The organism is Snodgrassella gandavensis (assembly GCF_914768025.1).
GTDB lineage: Bacteria > Pseudomonadota > Gammaproteobacteria > Burkholderiales > Neisseriaceae > Snodgrassella > Snodgrassella gandavensis.
This window is the reverse complement of the sequence record NZ_CAJZCE010000005.1, coordinates 109,923-132,469: the sequence shown is the minus strand read 5'-3', so window position 1 is coordinate 132,469 and position 22,547 is coordinate 109,923. Positions and strand designations below refer to the sequence as shown.

At 44.2% G+C, this 22,547-nt stretch carries 20 protein-coding genes and 2 tRNA genes; 11 read left to right on the top strand and 11 right to left on the bottom strand.

All coding sequences use genetic code 11. The features are described 5' to 3' along the window. Positions 1-401, bottom strand: a 401-nt coding sequence (locus tag MJ764_RS05940; RefSeq protein ID WP_239325504.1) for a helix-turn-helix domain-containing protein, incomplete at its 3' end; no start/stop codon positions are given. Positions 402-1,222: 821 nt separating this feature from the next. Here MJ764_RS05940 and ubiU point away from each other — a divergent pair. From ubiU to ubiT, 3 genes are read left to right on the top strand one after another with little or no spacing between them, the layout of a single operon-like run. After that, a complete protein-coding gene (ubiU, locus tag MJ764_RS05935) occupies positions 1,223-2,233 on the top strand; it encodes a ubiquinone anaerobic biosynthesis protein UbiU (protein WP_239325502.1) in 1,011 nt (336 codons plus the stop codon). A gap of 16 nt (positions 2,234-2,249) precedes the next feature. Beyond that, positions 2,250-3,173 (top strand): U32 family peptidase, encoded by a 924-nt coding sequence (locus tag MJ764_RS05930; RefSeq protein ID WP_420853934.1) that lies wholly within the window; start codon positions 2,250-2,252, stop codon positions 3,171-3,173. Beyond that, complete coding sequence (gene ubiT, locus MJ764_RS05925; RefSeq protein ID WP_239325490.1) at positions 3,160-3,594, top strand: ubiquinone anaerobic biosynthesis accessory factor UbiT; 435 nt, start codon at positions 3,160-3,162, stop codon at positions 3,592-3,594. The genes MJ764_RS05930 and ubiT overlap by 14 nt, the downstream gene beginning before the upstream one ends. An 81-nt stretch (positions 3,595-3,675) precedes the next feature. Here ubiT and ubiG read toward each other — a convergent pair whose 3' ends face one another. The 4 genes from ubiG to MJ764_RS05905 all read right to left on the bottom strand — a co-directional run bounded on the left by ubiG (position 3,676) and on the right by MJ764_RS05905 (position 8,992). Beyond that, on the bottom strand, positions 3,676-4,425 hold the full coding sequence (gene ubiG / locus MJ764_RS05920) for a bifunctional 2-polyprenyl-6-hydroxyphenol methylase/3-demethylubiquinol 3-O-methyltransferase UbiG (protein ID WP_239325488.1): 750 nt from the start codon (positions 4,423-4,425) through the stop codon (positions 3,676-3,678). 5 nt (positions 4,426-4,430) lie between these two features. Then, positions 4,431-6,092, bottom strand: coding sequence for an ArnT family glycosyltransferase (locus MJ764_RS05915; protein ID WP_239325486.1), 1,662 nt, complete (start codon positions 6,090-6,092; stop codon positions 4,431-4,433). A 113-nt stretch (positions 6,093-6,205) separates the two neighbouring features. Beyond that, entirely contained in the window at positions 6,206-7,681 is a 1,476-nt protein-coding gene (locus MJ764_RS05910) for an amino acid permease (protein WP_239325484.1), read from the bottom strand. A gap of 243 nt (positions 7,682-7,924) precedes the next feature. Beyond that, positions 7,925-8,992, bottom strand: coding sequence for a metallophosphoesterase (locus tag MJ764_RS05905; RefSeq protein WP_239325482.1), 1,068 nt, complete (start codon positions 8,990-8,992; stop codon positions 7,925-7,927). Between the two features lie 298 nt (positions 8,993-9,290). Between MJ764_RS05905 and MJ764_RS05900 the strand changes: the two genes are divergently transcribed. After that, a tRNA-Arg gene (locus MJ764_RS05900) sits at positions 9,291-9,366 on the top strand. A 73-nt stretch (positions 9,367-9,439) separates the two neighbouring features. On the opposite strand, the gene MJ764_RS05895 is transcribed toward MJ764_RS05900, so the two are convergent. Both MJ764_RS05895 and MJ764_RS05890 read right to left on the bottom strand, forming a co-directional pair. Beyond that, positions 9,440-9,883 (bottom strand): lysozyme inhibitor LprI family protein, encoded by a 444-nt coding sequence (locus MJ764_RS05895; protein ID WP_239325480.1) that lies wholly within the window; start codon positions 9,881-9,883, stop codon positions 9,440-9,442. Positions 9,884-9,886: 3 nt separating this feature from the next. Further along, positions 9,887-10,261, bottom strand: a complete 375-nt coding sequence (locus MJ764_RS05890; protein WP_239325478.1) for a LysM peptidoglycan-binding domain-containing protein — start codon at positions 10,259-10,261, stop codon at positions 9,887-9,889. A 273-nt stretch (positions 10,262-10,534) separates the two neighbouring features. Between MJ764_RS05890 and MJ764_RS05885 the strand changes: the two genes are divergently transcribed. After that, positions 10,535-11,431, top strand: coding sequence for a DMT family transporter (locus tag MJ764_RS05885; RefSeq protein WP_239325476.1), 897 nt, complete (start codon positions 10,535-10,537; stop codon positions 11,429-11,431). A 246-nt stretch (positions 11,432-11,677) separates the two neighbouring features. Here the strand turns inward: MJ764_RS05885 and MJ764_RS05880 are convergent, their stop codons facing one another. The 4 genes from MJ764_RS05880 to MJ764_RS05865 all read right to left on the bottom strand — a co-directional run bounded on the left by MJ764_RS05880 (position 11,678) and on the right by MJ764_RS05865 (position 16,165). Continuing rightward, positions 11,678-12,001, bottom strand: a complete 324-nt coding sequence (locus tag MJ764_RS05880) for a rhodanese-like domain-containing protein (protein ID WP_239325474.1) — start codon at positions 11,999-12,001, stop codon at positions 11,678-11,680. 229 nt (positions 12,002-12,230) lie between these two features. After that, positions 12,231-12,458 carry a ChaB family protein gene (locus tag MJ764_RS05875; RefSeq protein WP_239325472.1) on the bottom strand — a complete coding sequence of 76 codons (228 nt, stop codon included), beginning with the start codon at positions 12,456-12,458 and terminating at the stop codon, positions 12,231-12,233. Positions 12,459-12,903: 445 nt separating this feature from the next. Further along, positions 12,904-13,560, bottom strand: a complete 657-nt coding sequence (locus tag MJ764_RS05870; RefSeq protein ID WP_239325470.1) for a protein-L-isoaspartate O-methyltransferase family protein — start codon at positions 13,558-13,560, stop codon at positions 12,904-12,906. A gap of 1,399 nt (positions 13,561-14,959) precedes the next feature. After that, entirely contained in the window at positions 14,960-16,165 is a 1,206-nt protein-coding gene (locus MJ764_RS05865) for an MFS transporter (protein WP_239325468.1), read from the bottom strand. Positions 16,166-16,911: 746 nt separating this feature from the next. On the opposite strand from MJ764_RS05865, the gene tpiA reads away from it, so the two are divergent. From tpiA to fabF, 6 genes are all read left to right on the top strand, one after another. After that, a complete protein-coding gene (gene tpiA, locus MJ764_RS05860; RefSeq protein ID WP_239325466.1) occupies positions 16,912-17,667 on the top strand; it encodes a triose-phosphate isomerase in 756 nt (251 codons plus the stop codon). A 14-nt stretch (positions 17,668-17,681) separates the two neighbouring features. Next, positions 17,682-18,044, top strand: a complete 363-nt coding sequence (gene secG / locus MJ764_RS05855; RefSeq protein WP_239325464.1) for a preprotein translocase subunit SecG — start codon at positions 17,682-17,684, stop codon at positions 18,042-18,044. Positions 18,045-18,063: 19 nt separating this feature from the next. After that, positions 18,064-18,149: transfer RNA gene (locus MJ764_RS05850), tRNA-Leu, on the top strand. Positions 18,150-18,417: 268 nt separating this feature from the next. Continuing rightward, entirely contained in the window at positions 18,418-20,442 is a 2,025-nt protein-coding gene (locus MJ764_RS05845; RefSeq protein WP_420853931.1) for a prolyl oligopeptidase family serine peptidase, read from the top strand. A gap of 245 nt (positions 20,443-20,687) precedes the next feature. Further along, on the top strand, positions 20,688-20,927 hold the full coding sequence (acpP, locus tag MJ764_RS05840) for an acyl carrier protein (RefSeq protein WP_025331393.1): 240 nt from the start codon (positions 20,688-20,690) through the stop codon (positions 20,925-20,927). Between the two features lie 97 nt (positions 20,928-21,024). Then, on the top strand, positions 21,025-22,272 hold the full coding sequence (gene fabF / locus MJ764_RS05835) for a beta-ketoacyl-ACP synthase II (protein ID WP_239325462.1): 1,248 nt from the start codon (positions 21,025-21,027) through the stop codon (positions 22,270-22,272). Positions 22,273-22,547: the final 275 nt, after the last annotated feature.

Sequence of the window (22,547 nt, the reverse complement as noted above, 5' to 3'; positions counted from 1 at the left end):
AGCCCTTCCTGAGCTACTTTTGTTTCCAGAGCGATCAGCCTTTTTTTGAAGCTTTCTAAATCGTGGCGTAGCCAGATTGAACGTACGCCGCTGCCAGAGACCATTATTCCTGGCAAACGTAGCTGATTAGTTACCCGATGTTGCCCATAAGCAGAAAATTCATAAGCCATATTAACGACAGCCTGCTCAATATGAGGCTCTACGCGATTTTTCTCTATAGATTTTTTGCGACTTATTTCCTGAAGAGCTAATTCTCCACCCTGTTCATAGAGTTTTTTGAAGCGATAATAGCTGTCGCGACTATAACCCAAGACATTACAGGCTTGCTGAACGTTACCTAACTGTTTAGCGAGTTCTAAAAGTCTTAATTTTGGTTTAATTATTTTTGCAGATTGATTCATTACTGACACGCCATTATTGGTTTGAAATACACTAAATGTCAGATTAAATAAAGACTACTACAATTTTAAATACAGCGTCAGCCAGAGCGGCGTCAACATCCACCTCAATGCCGTCAACCAACAATCCGGCCTCTTTGTCGGCAAAGATAGCACCATCCCCGGCTATCCCAGTTACAATCCGGCACTATCGCAATACTTGGAATAGCAACTCATTTTCAAACAATAAAATTAAGGAGTGATCGTTTGTAAGCTATTTCCTCTTGCCGAAGGGTGTACAGTTTACTTAATTGCAAATGTAGTATGGACAGAGAAATAGAATTTAACAGCTTATGCTAATAGATTGGGTGATTTCCTGTTTTATGCCAGATTTTCTTGCTGCAATAAGTTTCTTTTGAAGAAATATATCAAAAATTTATCCTCTTTGATTAGTATATTCAGGATGATTCTGCATTTGCTGTTATTAGTCAAAATATTGTTTGAGACCCAGATTGGAAATCGTCATCTGGCAACTGCTGCTCGAGCTTTTCTGTTAACAGCTGATGATATAAGAAGCTGGTTGGTGAGATGATGAGGCGGGATGGTCTGGCTGGATTATTAGGTTTTTTTAATTTGGTATTTGGTTGTGTATTTTTTCTAAAATTAATATAAAAAACCGGTTTTATTCGATTTTGGCTTGTTTTTTGTCAATAAATTCTGTTTTGTTAAATGTTTTAATCTCGCGCTTGTGCAGGGTTTTGATACCTGTGTAATGCTGGCGGGATATTTGTTGTTATTTGCTGGCTGTTGATTGGTGTTTTTGTGTATGGGGTTGGTGGGAACGAATGAATAGGAAGATTCCCGAGCTGGTGTGTCCGGCAGGTAATTTGCCGGCGTTGAAGATGGCGGTAGAGCATGGTGCGGATACGGTTTATATGGGGCTGAAGGATGCGACTAATGCGCGTAATTTTGCTGGCCTGAATTTTGACCGAAAGTCTGCCGCCGAGGGAATTGCGTATGCGCATCAGCGAGGGCGTAAGGTATTGATGGCCATTAATACTTATGCGCAGGCTGGTGAGGTAAAGAAATGGCAGCAGGCGGTGGATACGGCGGCTGAGCTGGGGGTGGATGCGGTAATTCTGGCGGATATGGGTTTGCTGGCCTATGCACGTAAGACGCATCCGCAGTTGGCTTTACATATGTCGGTGCAGGGGTCGGCTACGAATTATGAGGCGATTAATCTGGCACAGGAGCTGTTTGGTATTCGGCGGGTGGTGTTACCACGGGTGCTGACTTTGCCACAGGTAGAGCAGGTGATTAAGCATACTACGGTAGAAATTGAGGTATTTGGCTTTGGCAGTTTGTGTGTGATGGTGGAAGGGCGCTGTTTGCTGTCAAGTTATGTAACGGGAGAATCGCCGAATACGTTTGGTGTGTGTTCGCCAGCGAAGTATGTGCGCTGGGAACAACATGCTGCGGGGATGGATGCGCGTCTGAATAATATTCTGATTGACCGCTACGGCGCGGATGAACCGGCAGGCTATCCTACTTTGTGTAAGGGGCGTTTTCAGGTGAATGAGGAAACGTATTATGCATTGGAAGAGCCTACTAGTCTGAATGTGCTGGAGATTTTGCCGCAGTTGCTGGGGATGGGAGTAGCAGCGATTAAGGTAGAAGGCCGGCAGCGTAGTCCGGCGTATACGGCACAGGTGACGAAGGTATTGCGACAGGCGCTTGATCTGGCGGTGCGGTGTCCTGAGCAGTTTGCGGTGAATCCGTTATGGCAACAGGCGCTGGCGAAGGTGTCGGAAGGGCAGCAGGTAACGCTGGGTGCGTATAACCGGCCGTGGAAATAATGAAGGAATGTGAATGATGCAACAGGATAAGCTGGCTTTGTCTCTGGGGCCGATTCTGTTTTTCTGGCAGAAGCAGCAGATTGTGGATTTTTACCAGCAGATAGCTGGAGAGCCGCTGGCGACGATTTATATGGGCGAAACGGTATGTTCGCGCCGGCAGGAGCTGAAAGTGGCCGACTGGATTGATTTGGCGCGAGATGTAGCGGCCAGTGGCTGTGAGGTGGTGTTGTCTTCGCAGGTGCTGCTGGAAAGTGAATCTGACTTGAAGCGTTTGCGTAAGCTGGTAGAACAGGAAGATTTCCGGGTAGAGGCTAATGACCTTGCTGCGGTACGACTGCTGCATGCGAAAGGTATTCCTTTTGTAGCCGGACAGGCGCTGAATGTTTATAACGAGCAGACGCTGGCTTTGATGCAGTCGCTGGGGGCTTGCCGCTGGGTGGCTTCAATTGAGCTGGCGGCTGACAGGCTGGCACAGATGATTGCGGCAGTACCGGATATGGCTTGTGAGGTATTTGGCTGGGGCAAGTTGCCGCTGGCGTATTCTTCACGCTGTTTTACGGCACGGCACTACAATCTGAAAAAGGATAGCTGTGAATTCAAGTGTCTGGAACATGCAGATGGTTTGCCGCTCTATACGCGTGAGGAGCAGGCTTTTCTGACAATTAACGGTATTCAGACGATGTCTGCCGGCTGCCATTCGCTGCTGATACGCTACCAGCAGTTGTTGGCTATGGGGGTGAAGTATTTCAGGATTTCCCCACAAGGGCAATATATGGCGGAAGTTATCTGGCTGCATCAGCAGATGCTGGCTGGAACAATGGCGGAAAAAACTGCTTTGTCTGAACTGAGTAGGTATGCAGGTGGTACGCTAGTGGATGGCTACTGGCAGGGTAGGGCTGGAATTAATCAATGTGAAGAGGTGATGCATGCAGGTGCCTGATAAGGTGATGCCGGTATTTTTGAAAAAGGTGGTTGGGCTGTTGCCGACAAAGCCGCCGGCATGGTTGTTGGTTAATACGCTGAATCAGTTGCTGAGAAAGCAGATTTTGCTGGCGGATATGTCTTTGCTGGCCGGACGCTGTTTTCGGATTGTGGTGGCAGATTTGGGTTTGAATTTGTGTTTCAGTGCTACTGAGGAGCGTTTTGTGGTGGCTGATGCTGCTGCGGTGGATTTGTGCCTGAGCGCAAATACGGCTGATTTTGTGAAGATGCTGCTGCGGCAGGAAGACCCGGATACGCTGTTTTTTAATCGCAGGCTGAAAATTGAGGGCGATACGGAGCTGGGGCTGGTGGTGAAAAATTTGCTCGACAGTATCGACTGGTCGACTATTCCGGTGATGAAATCGCTGGTGGGGCAGTAAGGTTTATTTGTTGCGGTAAATTAAGGTGATGTTGTTGCCGGTATCAGGCTGATACCGGTTTTTTGTGCTGCTTTCTGGCTGTTAGTCCAGAGGACGACGGCAGGCTATCATGTAGTTGACGTCTAGTTTGTCGGTGAGGTGATAGCGTCTGGTTAGCGGGTTGTAGGTGAAGCCGCTGCTGCCCAGCCATTCGAGGCCGGCCTGTCGGCACAGGCGTGCCAGTTCGGCTGGGGTGATGAATTTGCGATGATCATGTGTACCTTGTGGCATCAGTTTCAGGATGTATTCGGCAGCTATGATGGCTTGCAGGTAGGATTTGGTGTTGCGGTTGATGGTGGAAAAGCAGACTACGCCACCGGGCTGTACTAGCTGGGCACAGGCACGCACTACGCTGCCAGGATCGGGCACATGTTCCAGCATTTCCATGCAGGTAACAGCGCCAAAGCTGGCCGGTATTTCTGCGGCTAAGTCTTCCACGCTCACCATGCGGTAGCTAATGTTGCCAATCTGTTCCTGCATAGCATGTAACTGGGCAATTTTCAGGGATTTTTTGGCTAAATCGATACCGGTAACGCTGCTGGCTCCGGCTTTGGCCATGGCTTCGCTCAGAATACCGCCGCCGCAGCCTACATCAAGTACTTTTTTGCCAGCTAGCTGGGCATAGTTGTCGATAAATTCAAGCCGCAATGGGTTGATGTCGTGCAATGGTTTGAATTCGCTGTTTTTATCCCACCATTTGTGTGCCAGCTGGCTGAATTTGTCGATTTCGCTGGCATCGACATTGGTGGGTGTGGCCGGAAGATGTTCTTGTTCCTGTGCTTGGGTATTCATGGTTGCTATTCCTTTGTTGCGGTGGTTTTTACCCACAAGGCGATGATTTTGTTTTTTTCGCGCGGGCGTGCACCTGCCCAGATTTCGTGCCATTGAGCCGGTGGTATGGCTTTGAGGTCGCGGGTAATCAGGCGATAGTCACAATCTGGATTATCTGCTTGTAGTGGAATCCAGCCGTATTGCTGCCAGGCGATGCGGGTACTGAAATTGTCGTGATTGATGCTGATGCAGGCACGTCTGTCGCTAAAAGCCTGTAGTTGGTTTTCACTCAGGCTGTTTTGCATTTGCTGTACTACCGGGCGGGCTGATTTGGTTGCATCCAGCCATGGTAAGAACAGGGTAAGCAGCAGTGACCACACCAGTAAAACACCAGCTGCCCAGTTGGTGACAGCCTGCCGGCCACGAATATGCTGACGGGTAATTGCCCACAACCACAGTGGTGTAAGTATGCAGGCTACGATTACTGGAAAGTAGTTTACGTCGTAGCGATAGTACGGGCTGAAATATACTGCCCGTTCTGCCAGTTTGGCTGGCCAGCCATAATTCATGGCGATAAAGCCCAGCCACAGAAATACGGCCAAAAAGCCAAAGGCCATGATGCCGAACCAGTTAAGGAATGCGATGGCACCGCGTCGCAGGGCATCAAGTTGTGCTGCGCCCAATATGGCCAGTGGTGGCAAGACAAATACCAGTAAATCCTGATATTGCTGTGGCAGGAGGGCAAATACTGGCAGGCACAGGCTTAGCCATACGATAGCCAGAATGCCCCAGCACTGGTTTTTCAGTTTGCCGCGTGACGCAGTCCAGATGGCCAGCGGCCATGCCGGAAAGGCAAACCAGAGCAGGTTTTTTAGATAATAGCCGAGGGAGAAATGTATCTCACAATGGCGGAACCCGCCGAAAGGCGCTAATGCATGATATTGCCACCACAGATTAAATATATTGGCGGCGGTTTGATGTAAGGCCAGTGGCCAGATCAGCATTAATGGTAATGCACATAATAGGGAAATCAGCAGTACTAGATGATAACGCCGGTACCGCCACTGTGGATACAGTAGCAGGCTGAATGCTACCAGTATCTGTAGTAATGGCCAGAGCAGGCTGCCGGTTAGCGACAGCACTGTCCAGCCACCACCCAGCATCATACTGGCCATCATGATGCGCCGGTTAGCCAGAGATAAGCCATACCAGCACATGGCTGCGCCAAGGCAAAGAATGATACTGTCGTTGATAAAGTGTGCCGGTATCAGGATACCGGTACAGCCCAGTAAAATCAGTACTGCAATGCGCCCATAGCCGCGCCCGAGAAACTGGCGGGCGGAGCCACCGATGCAGGCAAACGTACATACTATCAGGATGACATTGGTTAGGCGGGTGGCTTCATAAGCATCCATCTGTTTCGGGCTGAACAGGTGCTGGCACAAGGCGGCCAGCCATATATAGAGAGGTGATGCCTCCCAATTTATTTCGCCAAAAATGGTGGGAATTGCCCAGTGTGCTGTCTGCCACTGACTGGCTGTGGTAAACAGATATGGTTCACCCGGTGTCCATAAGTCATGATGCAGTACGCCTGGCCACAACCATACAAATACCAGTAACAACAGTAGCCATGAACGTTTTTTGTTCATGCCTTGTGGGCTGGGTTTGTTGGGGGTGTAGGTGAGCATAGGATTCCGACTGCAATAAGTAAAGCGGTAAATGGGCTTTATGTTAGCGGAAAATGCAGCAGGCAGCCAGCTGTGGCTGCCTGTAGTAGCTATGATTAATGCAAATGTTGGCTTTAATCAATATGTTTGCTGAGATTCACCTGTTCCAGCGGTACTTTATGGGTATGGTAGCGCAGTTTGTGATACAGGTAGAATGCGGCAAATACAGGCAGCCCCATGTAGGTAATGGCAAAGCGCTGCCATTTGAAGTCACCATGCAGCAATAATTGGCTGTCTTGTCCGATAATCACCAGAATACAGAGTAATAGCGCCAGAATCGGCCCAAACGGAAACCATTTAGCGCGATAAACCAGTGAGTTGATATCGTTACCCTGCCGCACAAAGGCACGACGGAAACGGTAGTGGCTGATGGCAATACCCAACCAGGCAATAAAGCCGGTAAGGCCGGAAGCGGCCACGATGTATTCGTAAGCCCCTTCATCGACACTTTCCAGCAGGAAAATAGCCAGTACTACGATTGCGGTTGCCAGCAACGCCGGCACAGGTACGCCACGGCGGTTTACTTCGGAGAAAGTGCGGTGTGCCATGCCATCTTTACCCATGGCATATAGCATGCGTGTGGAAGCATACAGGCCTGAGTTACCGGCAGACAGAATAGATGTGAGAATAACTGTGTTCATCACGGCAGCGGCAAAGGCTAGACCGGCGCGTTCAAATACTAGGGTAAAGGGGGATTTGGCGATCTGATCGACGTCTGCACCGAGCAGGGCATCGCTGTTATAAGGAATCAGTAGACCAATCACCAGCATGGCCAGAATATAGAAAATCAGAATACGCCAGAATACTTGCTTGATTGCTTTGGGAATGCTTTCCTGCGGATTTTCTGATTCGCCAGCGGTAATGCCAATAAGTTCTGTACCCTGAAAGGAGAAGCCGGCAATCAGGAATACGCCAAGTACAGTAAAAAATCCGCCCGACCAGCCATGTCCGAGTATTGGTGCATCACCAATGCCGAAATTGTTCAAACCCACATACTGGCCGCCCAGAATACCGAAAATGGTCAGTACGCCTACGCCCAGAAAAACGATAACTGTGACAACTTTAATCAGGGCAAACCAGTATTCGGATTCACCATAGGCACGCACGGATAAGATATTGAGCAGAAACACCAGTGCAAAAAACAGCAGGCTCCAGCACCATGCCGGCATAAAGCGCAATGGCTCCCAATAGGTAATCACTAATGAGGCTATGGAAATATCGGCAGCAACAGTAATCACCCAGTTAAACCAGTAGTTCCAGCCCAGTGCAAACCCCAGTGACGGGTCGACAAAGCGGGCGGCATAGGTGGAGAATGAACCGGAAGTGGGCAGGTAGGTGGCCATTTCACCGAGTGAGGTCATGAGGAAGTACACCATGATCCCAATAGCCATATAGGCCAGTAAGGCACCACCCGGCCCAGCATCGTGAATGGCGCTGCCACTAGCCATAAACAATCCTGTACCGATACTGCCACCAATGGCAATCATTGATAGATGGCGGGTTTTCAGATGGCGTTTAACTTGGTTAGAAGAGGAGTTGGCGTCTGTCATTCTGATATTGAGTAAATATGAGCTTTAGTATGTCTGAATATTTAGCTGTACCAACTAAATATTCATTGCCTGAGCGACTTGAATAAGATTCAAAAGCACCCTGCATGCTATTGTGTGACACACTAAAATGGATTACAGATTAAAGTATAAACAGTATTTGCTGGAATTTTATCCTTTGTGCATATGCTGTTTTGTTGTAAAACGATCATTATAGCAAATTGTATTGTTTACTGGCATGATTATTCAGTAAGAACGTTCACCCGAGTAATATTTACCGTTATTTAGCATAATCAGATTTTCCGGCCAGCGCAGTGCGGCCAGATGCATCTGGCTGTCGGCTGGTAAAATTGCTTTTTTGCGTTCACGCCAGCGTGCGCCAATGGAAAAATCGACGCAGAATACTTGTTGCTGCTCGCCCAGCCAGTGCGTGGGAGGTTCCTGAAACAGTTCTTTGCGGTGTTCTGCTACACCAGTACCGTACCAGCTACGCCAATAGTGTCCGATAATGACTGCCACTGGATCGTTATACTGTTGCCACCACGGTTTTCTCACTGTAAAGCGCCAGCGGCCATTGATATAGAATGGCTGCTGTGTGATGGCCTGAATGCCACTGGTGAGTGCGCGTAGCGGGTTGTGGCAACTGCGCAGTAAATCGTAATGTGCTATACCCGGCTGAAATGCCATGGGGTAATGTTCATTTTCCAGTTCTGCGCCTAGTTGCTGCTTTTCCTGCATATAGTATTCGTACCACTCGGTTTGGCGGAAATCATCGAAAAAGCGGTCTTCCCAGTAGTGATACTGTTTAACCAGTGAGGTTTCGCTACACTGGTGAAGCTTATCGATACTGTCTGGCAACCATGCGGCATGGACAATACGTAAATCATGCCGTTGCAGAATTAATGGCCATTGTGACAAGGTCTCCTGCAATTGCTTGCGCTTTGCGCTGCTGTAATGCTGCCACGGCGCAAAGCGTGCTTCATCTTGAGGCCTGTTATCGAAATACCAGCCGGAGCCATCTTTAGGGTCATCAATGAGTAAATTCAGTTCGTGATTGCCGATAATGGTAAAAGCGTTTTCTGCGGCTACTGCCTTAATTACCCAATCTAGCACGGCCGGACTATCCGGACCACGGTCACATAAATCGCCGACAAATACCAGTTTACGACCGTGTTTATGCCGGCCAGATTCATCGTAGCCGAGAAAGTGTAACAATTGTTGTAAAGCTTGCCATTCGCCATGTACATCGCCAATCACATCCAAAGCAGTATTGGCGGGCAGGGGGTGAATAAATGAGCATTTGTCAGAATACATAATATTGGTGACCTGCTTAATAGACCTGACAGCTGTCTGTGAATATATTTATTTGTTATTAAATAATATTTAATTAACTAAATCTGCTAAACATAGCACAAAAATTTTACGTATGCCAATTTTGCCGCTATAAATCCCTATTTTTGTGTGATTATTGCCAGTATGAATAAAGGTATTTAATTTCAGTGGGTTGTTTTTTGTAGTAATTGCTTGGTTCAGTTTTGGTACGCTATGAGTGCGGATAGCTTTTGCCAAGTTGGCCAATTTGGGCTAAAATCTGCCATTCTCTATTCGTATTGCACCTATAGCTCAGTTGGAAGAGTGTCGGTTTCCGAAGCCGGAGGTCACAGGTTCGATCCCTGTTGGGTGCACCAGATATATATTTAAGGGTTTCAGCCAAGCTGAAACCCTTATTTTTGCAAAAAAATCATGTAATTGTGCTAATCGCTACTTCAGATGCAAATCAGAAATTGCATCGCGTAGTTGATTGGTTCGTCTGTTATTCAGCTCGGTCACACAAGCTAAACGTTGTATTTCAAGTGCATTGCCTGCTGCTTCTGCACCCAGAGACGCGGCAAATTTGCACTGGGTATCACGATATCTGGCGAAATCCTGATTTGCAGCTATTAAATTTGCTTTGGCTAAGCTAATGTACTTGGGTTTTTCATCCCATTTGGAAAGTGTGTTAAGTGCTTTTTTCTCAGCCATTTGTAAAGCTTTCTGACTCTTTACGGCTTTCTTCTCTACACATTCCCGCATTCCTGTCTGCGAAAAGGCACTGCATTCCTCGCGCAAAGCCTGTTCGTCAAGAATAGTTGTAGTGGAGGCAGCAAAGCTTGTGACTGGCAATAAGGCTACCAGACATAATCCGATAAATTTTATGCAATTCATTTCTTAGCCATTTTTTCTTAAATGTTTTAATACATAATCAAGTTTTTCTGCGTATTTCTTATCACGATTTCCATTATATCGACTGGCTATTACTGCTGTAGATATGCTTTGCCAGCCAGAGATGACACGTCGTCTTGATGCTTTTTGATATTTCAATACCTGCCCCAGTTTAAGTTTACGCTCATCAATATCTGGATTGAGTGTTCTTAACACATCAATTGTGGTATTTTTTTTCTTCGCAATTTTTTCCAGAGTGTCACCGGATTCGACCGTAACCTGATAGATATTGGTATCCGCGTCTGAATTGGTTTGGTAAGCAAATTTGGCCAATCGCTTAAGAAGATAGGCAATTCCTGCACGTATATTATGAATAGGCATGGTTGTGACTGATATTTTCGTTAATTGTGACCGCTAGCTTTTTGGCGCAATTAATTTATAATTTTCTTTAGTAGATGATTTGTTTAATAAATTACCAGATATATTTATCTGAATACTGTATTAAATTTTAATTATAACGATTTAGTTTGTATTTTATTTCTCAATGATTAAATTCTTCGATAATGTTATTGATATTTACTTTAGAATGCAGTTATTGATTACTAGCAAAGATTTTTCATAGTATTTTATTTATGTGGATTAAGAGAGTTTTTTGTGGCGATTTCAAAAAGAGCACAAGGGCATTTAATTGCGTTAATCACTATATTTATCTGGGGAACGACTTATATTTCTACTAAAGTGCTGTTAACGGATTTCAAGCCAATAGAAATTCTCTTTTTCCGGTTTGTGCTGGGGTATTTTACACTCTGGATTTTATCACCTCACTTGTTTGCCTGGCAGGGGATCAGGCAGGAGTTGATGTTTCTGGCTGCTGGGTTTTGTGGGGTAACTAGTTATTTTTTATGTGAAAATATTGCATTAACTTATACGACAGCCTCTAATGTGGGGGTGATTGCCAGTCTGGCACCGGTGTTTACGGCCATTTTGGCCATATTCTTTTTAAAAGCGGAAATACCTCCTGTGCGCTTTTATATTGGTTGCCTGCTGGCTATTTTTGGGGTTGCATTGATTAGTTTTAATGGTAAGTTTGTACTCTCTCTTAATCTGCTGGGTGATTTGCTGGCGGTTGTTGCCTGTCTGTTTTGGGCAGGCTATTCGATTTTAACTAAAAAGAGCAGTAACTATGATTACAATATTATTTTACTTACTAGACGCTTCTTTTTTTATGGTTTGATTTTAATGTTACCGGCTTTGTATATATTTGATTTTGAATGGGGGTTGTCAAGATTTGCCAAGCTGACCAATGTATTTAATATTTTATTTTTAGGTTTGGGGGCTTCAGCAATCTGTTTTGCTTCTTGGAATTATGCGGTTAAATTAGTAGGTGCGGTTAAAATCAGTATTTATATTTATCTGGTGCCGATTATCACTATTGTGACTGCGATGCTTATTTTAAAAGAATCTTTTACTTGGATTGCTGCTGTGGGGACATTGCTTACGCTTAGTGGCGTGCTGTTATCGGAAGGTAAGATAAGAGTTACAAGGAAATAACCTGAATTTTAATGCTCAGAATTTAAATAGCTGAAGAAGCATATTTGTTCTAATGCTGTTATTGTCTGAACTTATTGTTTTTATAATTAATTTAGCACAGTGTTATCAGCAGTATCGCTATTGTCGATGCTGCTGAAATGCTGTGTTTTGCTGGCTTTCTTTGTGTATATTTATCGCCTGTTGATGCTATTTATTAGCAAAGCTTGCAATAAAGGTCTGCTGGTTCGGGCGTATAAGGATTGGTAATTAATATGTGGGTACGCTGGCATCAACTTCGCGGGACCAAGCGTCAATGCCTCCATGGAGATTGTAGAGGTTGTCAAAGCCGGTTTCCTGTAGATACAGTGCTACCTGCATACTGCGCATACCATGATGGCAGTACAGAACGATAGGTTTGTCATCCGGTAATTCATTCTGGCGCAAGGGAATCATGTTCATGGGGATATGGTGGTGGCCGGTTATGGCTGCGTACTGAACTTCGTTATCTTCGCGCACGTCGAGTAAGAGAAAATCCTGATTTTGCTGTTGCCATTGCTGTAATTGTACGGCGCTTAGTGTTTGGATAGTCATGATGATAAGTTGGTGATGTGTGAAATTAATTTATGATTTGAATTGTGAAACCAGATTTGATGGTCAGGTTGCAACTGTTTCGCTTTAGGGTGCAAATGATACCCGGGTTATGCTGCATATTACAATGGCTGTTAAGTTTGCCGTGTACAGCCCTTTAGCTACGGTACTATTGTGTCCGTAGTAGGTTGAATTTGTGTTTGGATGATGTGAGTAAGTAATGCGTTGCTGGTTATTTAGGCTGCCATTTGCCATCTTTACCTTTGTGGTACCGCTTTTCTACTGCAGCCCAGGCCACTTTAAATGCGATGGTTTCTGCATCGCTGTTATCACGGCGTTTTTGCGGGTTCTGATATTCTTTAATGGCATGATTAAATGCTTCTTTGAAGATATCCTGTGCATGTTCGGGCAATGCATGCTGTACTGCTGCTGGCAGGTCGGTGCGGTTTTGATAAGGCATGGGTCTGCTCCTGATAATTGGTTTATGCCTTAGTTAATACCAGTGTGATGGTTTAAGCAATAAATTTCTAAATATATTATTGATTTTAATGTTATTTAACTGTTTTGTTGCTACTTTGTTATTGGTTTGGGTGTGGTGGCTGTGGACGTTATTATTCAGGTTGCAGTGGGAAAAAGAAAACATATTCGTTTCTATTAGGAAATAAAATATGGATGATGGGAATCGGATTATTTTGGGTGTATTTTGTGCGACGAAGTGGAGAGGTTGTTTGATATTGGGACACGGAAATATGTCGATATGACACGATATCTGGTTGGTGACGGTTATCAGGCAAATGTTTACAGCTAGTAGTGATTGTTGCTGTAAATAAAAAAGTTACATTGTTGTAAGAGCAGCACAAGTTGTGGCAATAACAAGTTGTGCTGCTGATATGGCTTTAATTTAATTAGAATTTAAACTGGTTTGGTGCTGATATTTCCAAACTGTGCAGAGCAGGAGCCACTGTTTCAAACAGGATGGTTTCTTGAAGCTGATTGTTTTGCCGTTCAAACAGAATGGCACGCATGACTGGGGCTTCGCCAATAATGGCTATCATGCGACCATCTTCTGCCAGTTGGTCGAGCAGGGTGGTGGGTAGTTTTGGTAAGGAACCGCCGACGTAAATGGCGCTGAAAGGTGCTCCGGGCAATTTGTCTGCCAGCCCATCGCAGGTTTTGTAGCTGATGTTGGTGTAGTCGAGGTCACTGAGAACAAGTTGGGCACGCTGCTGCTGTTCGGCATCGATATCAACGGTAATGACTTTACCAGCCATTTTTGCCAGAATGGCTGTGGCATAGCCGGAACCGGTACCAATTTCTACTACGGTGTCGGTTAGATTCAACTTCAATGCCTGAATCATCCGTGCTACTACTTTGGGTTCGAGCATTTTGCCACCGTTGGCTAGTCCAAGTGCCTGATCGGTGTAGGCTACTTCCTGCTGCTGTGGCAGGACAAAGCGTTCACGTGGAATATCGGACAAAACATCCAGTAAGTCGAAATCTAATACGTCCCAAGGACGGATTTGCTGCTCAACCATGTTATAGCGGGCGGTATTGAAATCCATATCTGCTCCGAAATGCGCACACCCGCTGAACGGGTGAGTGGTAAAGAGGTTTATAAAAGCAAGGTGCTGTATTTTGGGACTATTGCACACGAATACAGCTTTGGTGAATTATAAAGCTATTTAGGTTGCGACAATAGGGTAATTGTGAATTGGTACGCTGAGAATGCGGGTTAATGTATTGGTTGATGTGGGTTGATGGGTTAAAAACATGAATAAATAAGGATTTTTATATGTTTTCTGTTCGATTAATGATGAATGCTGTCATTTGTAGTAATGCAATGAGGAGATTTAAGCATTAGTTTAAAGCTATTAACCATGAAAGTTTCTTTATCTTTAAAAGTCCCTTTAAAATAATAGATGTAATATATTGAATTTGTACCTTGCTGATTGAGAAACTGTTTTCTATTTTTATCTTTGTTAAAGGATATATCAATATCTCTGCCAATTAAGCTATTGCTTTTATTCTTGTTTATGGCATTGGTTATTTCTTGAGAAATGGCATGATTTTATTCTTGATATCTAAAGGGTCTAATCTATTTTTTAACTTTTTTCTATGTATATGTCATTTATTCTAAATATTTTATATGACGGGCATTGGCATGCATATAACCTATCATAGGCGTAAATGCCTGTTTTTTTGAAGGGTTGGTGTTATTACATCTACTGATAATAAATCATCTATAAAACATCATTAGTGTATAGATTTTTCTTATTTGTCATTTTGTTAAAAGCAAAAAATATGTATTAATAATATCACAGTGGCGTTAATTTATTTTGCATTTCTATTAAGTTTAATGTGACTATCCTCATAGTTAGTACAAAACTGACGTAAAACATTATGCTACTTGTTTTAGGATTTTATATTCAATCGATGTTATGCTATTTAATATCTCATGAGATGGTATAATTTTTCTGCGTTAGATTTTCTTAATAAAGCAGTTAAAAGACTGAATGCGGTGCTCTTTCTATGTTTGACAAGAAGTCTTGATAAGTTGTCTCTGGCTGAATTTCAAAATGAATGAATGCTTTCGATATTATCAAGACTTGATGCTTCTCGATTAGAGTCATTTGTTATGTTGGATGTGCGATATCGGATGTTTCTATGCGGCCATATTTTTTTCCGCTATTTGTAAGAGCAGTTGCAATATTAGTTGCCAACTATGTGAGGTTGTCTATTATATTTTGTTGGTGAAGTGCAGCTCGGTTAATTTTCATTGATATTGTCTTTTAGATTAGGTGGTTGATAATAAACCATAGGGTTGGGTTTAGTTGAGCCAATTTTTAATCGAGACTCAACCTTTAACTTAGAGTAGCAGATTCTGATGTTGTTGGTTCTGAATTGGTAGAATTAAGTAAAAATGGTTAGGGATGTTAATATTTGCTGAATTTTTTTTGCATCTTATTTTTTTGCTATTTGGCGTAATTTTGTCCCCCAAAAGGCTAAAACAATATTTGCTAAGGAAAGAATAATGCATGTGATAATTATTCCATTCCAATTTTGTTTTTCATATACAAGCCCAAGCAAATATGTGCCGATACTGCCGCCAGCTAAGCAGGCAAGCAGATATAAAGACGAGATTGTGCCTCGTGACATCATTGTAACGGTTTGATTAAGTATTGAAATTATGATTGGTTGAACACCGAAAACAGATAAGAATAAACTGAAAATTCCTATTGTGATGCTGATTAAGTTTGAGCTTAATCCAATTATGATAATTGATGCACTAACACATAGTAAGCAGATAATTAATAGTTTGTTGCCTTGGATGGATTGGGATAGTTTACCGGTGATTGTTGCACCAATAACGGCACTTATACCTGCAAAATTTAACCAGCCTAATGTTGTTGAGGAAAGGTAGAATGGCGCTCCTTTTAAGTAAATGGTTAAAAATGAAGATATTCCTAAATAAATGAAAAAGAGTATAAAACCTACTAGTAAGAAAACAATGATGTTTTTATGTAGTAGTAATTGAGTTGCGTTCAGGTAAGTTTGAATGATGCCTAATTTTTGGTTATTGGCTGCATTTTTTTTTATACTATATGGAATAAGGAGGCAAGTACAAAAAATTAGTGCTGCATAAATAATGAAAGCAAATTGCCAAGAGCAACTATCTGTTAACATTGCAATAAAGCTCCGGCTAAAAATAATACCAACGATGGAGGCTGAAATCATCAATCCCATCATTTTGGGTAATTGTTTATTTGGGGTGGTTTTAGCCGTATAGGCAAATAATGCAGCGGGAACAGATGCAGCAAAAAAGCCAGTCAATGACATAATAAATAGATAAAGCTTAAATGATTGGACAAAACCTGAAATGCCAAGACAAAAAATTGTACCGATACAACCAAAAATAACTAATGGTCGTGTTGATATTCGATCAGATAATGGCCCATAGATAAAGAAAGAAATTGCATAACAGAAACATGATAGGCTGAAAACTAATCTAGCCTCTAGAATGTTTATATTGAAGCTTTGGGCTATTTCTTGAAAGATGAGTTGGCTGATATAAACGGAACCAACTAAAAGTACGATAAGCACGACGGACACAATAATACTCATTTTGCTCTGTTTTTGCGCTATTTTTGGGGTATGGATTATTTCCATAAATTAAGCTCCTTTGGTTATTTATGCTGTTATTCGGATTAATGACAATAACTACAAAGCTTAAAATATAGAAATATTTATTTTGTGATATGAAATAGATATCAGAGTAGTATCTGAAGAAAAATATAGTTAGTACGGGTATAAAAGTTTATGCTTATTGGCAGATAATATGATTAAGATGAAGGGAATTTATTTGCTAAATTTCTGTCTTTAAAATAATCAATGATTGCTGCGGTTGGTGGTGTCTTTTTTAAGTTTTGTGGCTAAATTTAAGATAGATATCGGTTTTGGTTTTGTCTCTTTTTTTGATTAGTTTTTTTATAGGCTATGACGTTTATTTTTGCTGGAACTATTTATTGTGCTCAATGGGTAATTAAGATGAGCAAGTTTTTGGGAACCTCACTCACTTTGGTTATAGAAAATTGGATTTCAATATTGTTTAAACTAAAAATTGGTAAGTTGGTGATAGCATTAAGATCAAAGAATTCGAGTTTGCTATAAGGTTTCTGTAGGTTTTAGAATGGGAAAATATTTGCTGGTGTTTGAAAAGTATTATCGCGGATCAGAAATAAATCGAAAGTTGGCGGTAGTGAATTAATCCTGAGCAAGCATGGGACGCAGACGGTAGTTTTCCGCTACAATGCCGCCATTTTGAAGCTGATGTTAATTTGTGGCATGGATGGTAAACACCGGTCATGGCCATTTGTTCAGGTTTGGTATGTTGTTTGTCAGTAAGGGAAAAATATATGTGGCAGCATAAATGGGTAATTGGCAATTGGAAGATGAATGGCAGTAATACGGCTAACCAAGCGCTGCTGCAAGCGTTGCTGAAACCTGTGGATGCAGCAGTGGCGCAGGTATATTGTGGTGTGGCTGTGCCGAATGTTTATCTTGCTGCAGCCAGTGAGTTTGCTGCTGGTACAGCATTGGCGGTTGGGGCAGAAGATGTGAGCCGTTTTGCTGCCAATGGTGCTTTTACTGGAGAAGTAAATGCCCAAATGCTGGCGGATGTGGGGGCACAGTTTGTGCTGATTGGCCATTCTGAGCGGCGGCAGTATTTTCTGGAAGACAATGAAGAATTGCTGGCCAAGGTACAGAATAGTGTTGCGGCGGGCGTACTGCCGATTCTGTGTGTGGGTGAAACACTGGCTGAACGGGAAGCCGGGCAGGAGCAACAGGTGGTTAGTGCGCAACTGGCATTGCTGGCGCAACTGGGCTTGAAAGAAGTTGTGGTGGCGTATGAACCAGTATGGGCGATTGGTACGGGCAAAGTTCCTGCTGTGGCACAGATTGAGGCTATGCATAAGTTAATTTATCAGCAAATCTTGTCTTTATGTGGGGAAGATGTTAAAATCCGCGTCCTTTATGGCGGTAGTGTCAACGCAAGCAATGCGGCTGAAATTCTGGCTGCGTCACATGTTGACGGTGCTCTGGTTGGCGGTGCCTCTTTGCAGGCTGACAGTTTTGCCGCTATTATTCAGGCTGCATATGCGCCTGCTTGATAAAAGTTGATATCATGGAAGCATTTAAAACCCTTATTTTAATCGTGAATATTTTCGCGGCGCTGAGTGTCATTGTGCTGGTGCTGATGCAGCAGGGCAAAGGTGCGGATGCGGGCGCAGCATTTGGTTCCGGTAGTGCTCAGGGTGTTTTTGGTGCAGCGGGCAATGCAAATTTCCTCAGCCGCAGTACTGCAATTGCTGCCACTATATTTTTTATTAGCTGTCTGGCGCTAGGCTATATATCCACGCACCGGCATAGCGGTCTGGACTTCAGCAATGTGAAGCAACAGCAGGTGGTTGTACCGGCGAATCCGGCGGTGGCCAGTGCACCAGTCGTACCGGCGAAACCAGCACAGAAGCCATTGATACCGGAATAGAAAGTTTTTACAGTTAATTGCCGACATGGTGAAATTGGTAGACACGCCATCTTGAGGGGGTGGTGACCACAGGTCGTACGAGTTCGATTCTCGTTGTCGGCACCATATTTAAAATCAACAACTTATATTTTTGCATATGATGTATGTATGCTAATGGAAGTGTGTAGCAGATTGCAATTTATCTTGTTGGTTTTACTTGGATAATAGGGCAGCCTATAAGGGCTGCCCTTTTTGTTTGTATTGATAATGCGGTGCTGGCGTCGGATATGCAGCAGGCTGGTGTAGGCAAAGTGTTGGTTGTGCCTTATGCTGGTGTAGTGGCTTGTCTGGCTGGCTGATTGTTGATGGTGTAAATTTCTGGAAATGAGTTTAAATGATGAATACTGATCCTTTTGCATATTTAGAAGACCTAAATAGTGAGGAGACGCAGGCTTTTATTCAGCAGGCAAATTCTGCTGCTCAGGCTGAGTTTGCTACGGGTGCTGAGTATGTGGCAGTGCGTGATGATATCGTGACAGTATTGCGGGATGAGCAGCAGATTCCTTTTTGTCAGGAACATCGTGCGCGCATGTATCATTTTTATCAGTCGGCTGAGTTTCCGAAAGGTGTGTACCGGGTATGTTCAGCAGCCAGTTACCGTGCCGGTTTGCCCGAGTGGGAGATTCTGTTTTCAGTTGCTGATTTTGATGCTCTGCTTGATGATGATGTGTATTTGCAAGGGGTAGCGCATTATGTGCAGGCTCCAGAGCATGTGTTAATCAGTTTGAGTGCTGGTGGTGCGGATGCGGCATATACAGTTGAGTTCAATCTGGCTGAAGGCAGGGTGGTTGAGGGTGGTTTTCATTTTCCGTTAAGTAAAAGCATTATCAGTTGGCGTGATACAGAAAGTGTGTGGATATCTCCGGCATGGGACGAGCGGCAGTTAACTCAGGCAGGCTATCCGCGGCAGGTATGGCTGATGCAGCGTGGACAGTCTTTTGCGGAGGCGGTACCGGTATTGGAAATGCCTGCCGACGGCATGATGGTTAATGCATGGCGTTATCTGGATAGTCAGGGGGCGCCGATTGATTTGGTTGAGGCCGCGAGCGGGTTTTATCACAAGCAGTATTATCAGGTAATGGCGGATTTGAGCGTTAAGCCGCTGGCGTTGCCGGATGATTGTGAGCTGATGGGCTATCTGTATGGGCAATTGTTGGTGCAGTTACGCAGCGACTGGCAGCGTGCAAACCGGTTTTATCCGGCTGGCAGTCTGGTGGCAGTGAAGCTGCATAAGGGTGAGCTGGGTGTGGCTGAGGTGATTTTTCAGCCAGCAGCTACTCAGGCCATTGAAAGTATTGAAACCACACGACGTTTTGTGCTGGTGTCGATACTGGATAATGTGCATAGTCGTTTGCTGGCTTGGCGTTTTGCAGAAAATCGCTGGCAGGAGGTTACTGTGCCAAATCTGCCTGCCGGGGCGCTGGAAATCACTGATCAGCCATGGGGTGGTGATGTGGTGTATCTGGCCATCAGCAGCTTTCTGGAACCACTAACGCTATATACGCTGGATGTGCATTTAGGAGAGTTGTGTGTTATGCGCCGGCAGCCACGGCAGTTTGACCCTGCTGGAATGCAGGTGCAGCAGTTTAGTGCGGTTGCGCAGGATGGTACATTTATTCCTTATTTTCATGTTGGTAAAAATATGGATAAGGATACGCCAACTATTGTTTATGTGTATGGCGGCTTTGGTATGCCGCAACTGCCTTATTATCTGGGCAGTATTGGCCGGCACTGGTTGGCGAAAGGTTATGCTTTTGTACTGGCAAATATTCGCGGCGGTGGTGAGTTTGGGCCGGTATGGCATCAGGCTGCACGCGGGATTCATAAGCATGTCAGTATTGATGATTTGCTGGCAGTGCTGCACGATTTGTATAGTCATCAGCGCGCCAGTGCGGTACATACGGCGATTCAGGGCGGCAGTAATGGTGGTCTGGTGGTGGCAGCAGCTTTCTGCCGGCAACCGCAGAGTATGGGTGCGATGGTGTGTGAGGTGCCGTTAACGGATATGTTGCGCTATTCTTATCTATCGGCAGGGTCTTCATGGATGGATGAGTATGGAAATCCTGATGATTCTATTCAAAATCAAGCATTAAGCCGAATTTCTCCCTATCATAATTTGGGTGATTCGCAACACTATCCGCCGGCACTGATTACGACCAATCTGCATGACGATCGTGTACATCCGGCACATGCGCTGAAATTTTATGCGCGTTTGTGTGCGCTAAAACAGCGGGTATGGCTGGCAGCGCCGGATACGGGTGGGCATACTGGTGGCGGCACACAGGAAAATACGGCAGCAGAGCTGGCTTTGATTATGAATTTTTTGTATAAAACTATTGTTAATATTGATTCAATATAAATCATATAGCTTGTAGCTAAAAATCAGGCTGTGCTAATATGGCTGCCGCTTGCTGTTTAATTTGTATCCGGTGATAAGTAAAAATGCGTTGAAAATCGCTGAAGTCCATGGAAAATACGGCAAAAGGCAATTTGAATGGAAAACTCTATTTTTATTAGGTACAATAATATCAACAACCAAAAAGTTGATTAATTCAATTAACCCTGTCCGCACTAGTGCTGGGCAAAGCAAAGAAAGATCTGTCAATGGATAACAATATCGAACAACGTGTAAAAAAGATTGTTGCAGAACAATTAGGTGTGAGTGAAGCTGAAGTAAAAAATGAATCTTCTTTTCAGGAAGATTTGGGTGCTGACTCTCTGGACACCGTTGAATTGGTAATGGCTCTGGAAGAAGCTTTTGGTTGCGAAATTCCAGACGAAGAAGCCGAAAAAATTACTACCGTACAACAAGCTATTGACTTTGTTGGCGCTCACTTGAATTAATTCCGTGTAGTGTTGGTCAAATTCAAATTCCTCTGTCGAAATTAAGGTGTATTTTTTTCGCCTGATTCGGTAGAGGTTTTTTTCTTACGAGCAAATTATGAGTAAAAAAAGAGTAGTCATTACCGGCCTGGGTCAGGTATCTCCTGTGGGTAATGATATAACCACAGCATGGCAAAATCTACTTGCAGGTAAAAGCGGCATTGGCACTATTACCCATTTTGATGCTTCGTCTTTAGTTTGCCAGATTGCCGGTGAAGTTAAGAATTTTGATGTTACTCAGTACATCAGTGCGAAAGAAGCACGACGGATGGATTCTTTTATCCATTTTGGTGTGGCTGCTGCCTTGCAAGCCATTGCTGATGCTGGACTGGATGACATACCGGGTCTGGATAAAACCCGGGTAGGGGTAAATATTGGATCCGGTATTGGCGGTCTGCCTGCGATTGAGGCTACTGCGCGGTCTGTTCTAGAGCATGGTGCGCGCAAAATTAATCCATTTTTTATTCCTAGTTCTTTGATTAATCTGATTGCCGGCCATGTGACGATTCTGAAAGGCTATCAGGGACCAAGCTATGGCATGGTTTCTGCCTGTACAACTGGTGCACACAGTATTGGTGATTCTGCTCGCCTGATTAAATATGGCGATGCAGATATTATGATTGCTGGTGGTGCTGAGGGCGCTATCTGTGAGTTAGGTGTGGGTGGTTTTGCTGCCATGAAAGCGCTGTCAACCCGCAATGATGATCCAGCTACAGCATCCAGACCCTGGGACAAGGAGCGTGACGGCTTTGTTATGGGCGAGGGTGCTGGTGTGATGGTGCTGGAAGAGTATGAACATGCACGTAAGCGCGGTGCCAAAATCTATGCCGAGCTGGTGGGCTTTGGTATGAGCTCGGATGCCTATCATATTACTGCACCAAATACGGAAGGTCCGGCACTGGGCGTAACACGTGCGCTGAAAGATGGCGGCCTGAATCCGGAAGATATCGATTACGTGAATGCACATGGTACATCAACACCACTGGGTGATGTGAATGAAACCAATGCATTGAAACTGGCTTTGGGCGAACGGGCTAAAAAGCTGGTTGTGAATTCAACCAAATCTATGACTGGCCACTTGTTAGGCGGCGCAGGCGGTGTGGAAGCGGTATATACGGTAATGGCTATCCATACGCAAAAATCTCCGCCAACCATTAATATCTTTGAGCAGGATATTGAGGCTGGGTGTGATTTGGATTATTGTGCCAATGAAGCACGTGATTTGCCGATTCGTGCGGCTATTTCCAATTCATTTGGCTTTGGTGGTACGAATGGTTCGCTGGCGTTTAAGCGCTTTGAGGATTAATCATTCTTGAAATTCGCTATGCACACAGGTTGCCTGACGAGCAGGCAGCCTGTGTTTTTGTATTGACTGATTATGTTTAAATGACATGGCTTGCTGTGATAAATGCTGTTTGCTGCGTTAGTATGTTGTGTACTGGTTTGGCTGATTTGCGGTATGTTCTGCTTGGATTGATTGCCGTTGCGTAGTATGGTGCAGCTTAATTGAATTTTTGATTACAGTGTGCTGCCAGTAGTTATGTTTTATCTATATGTGCTGCTGATGCCTTGATATTTTAA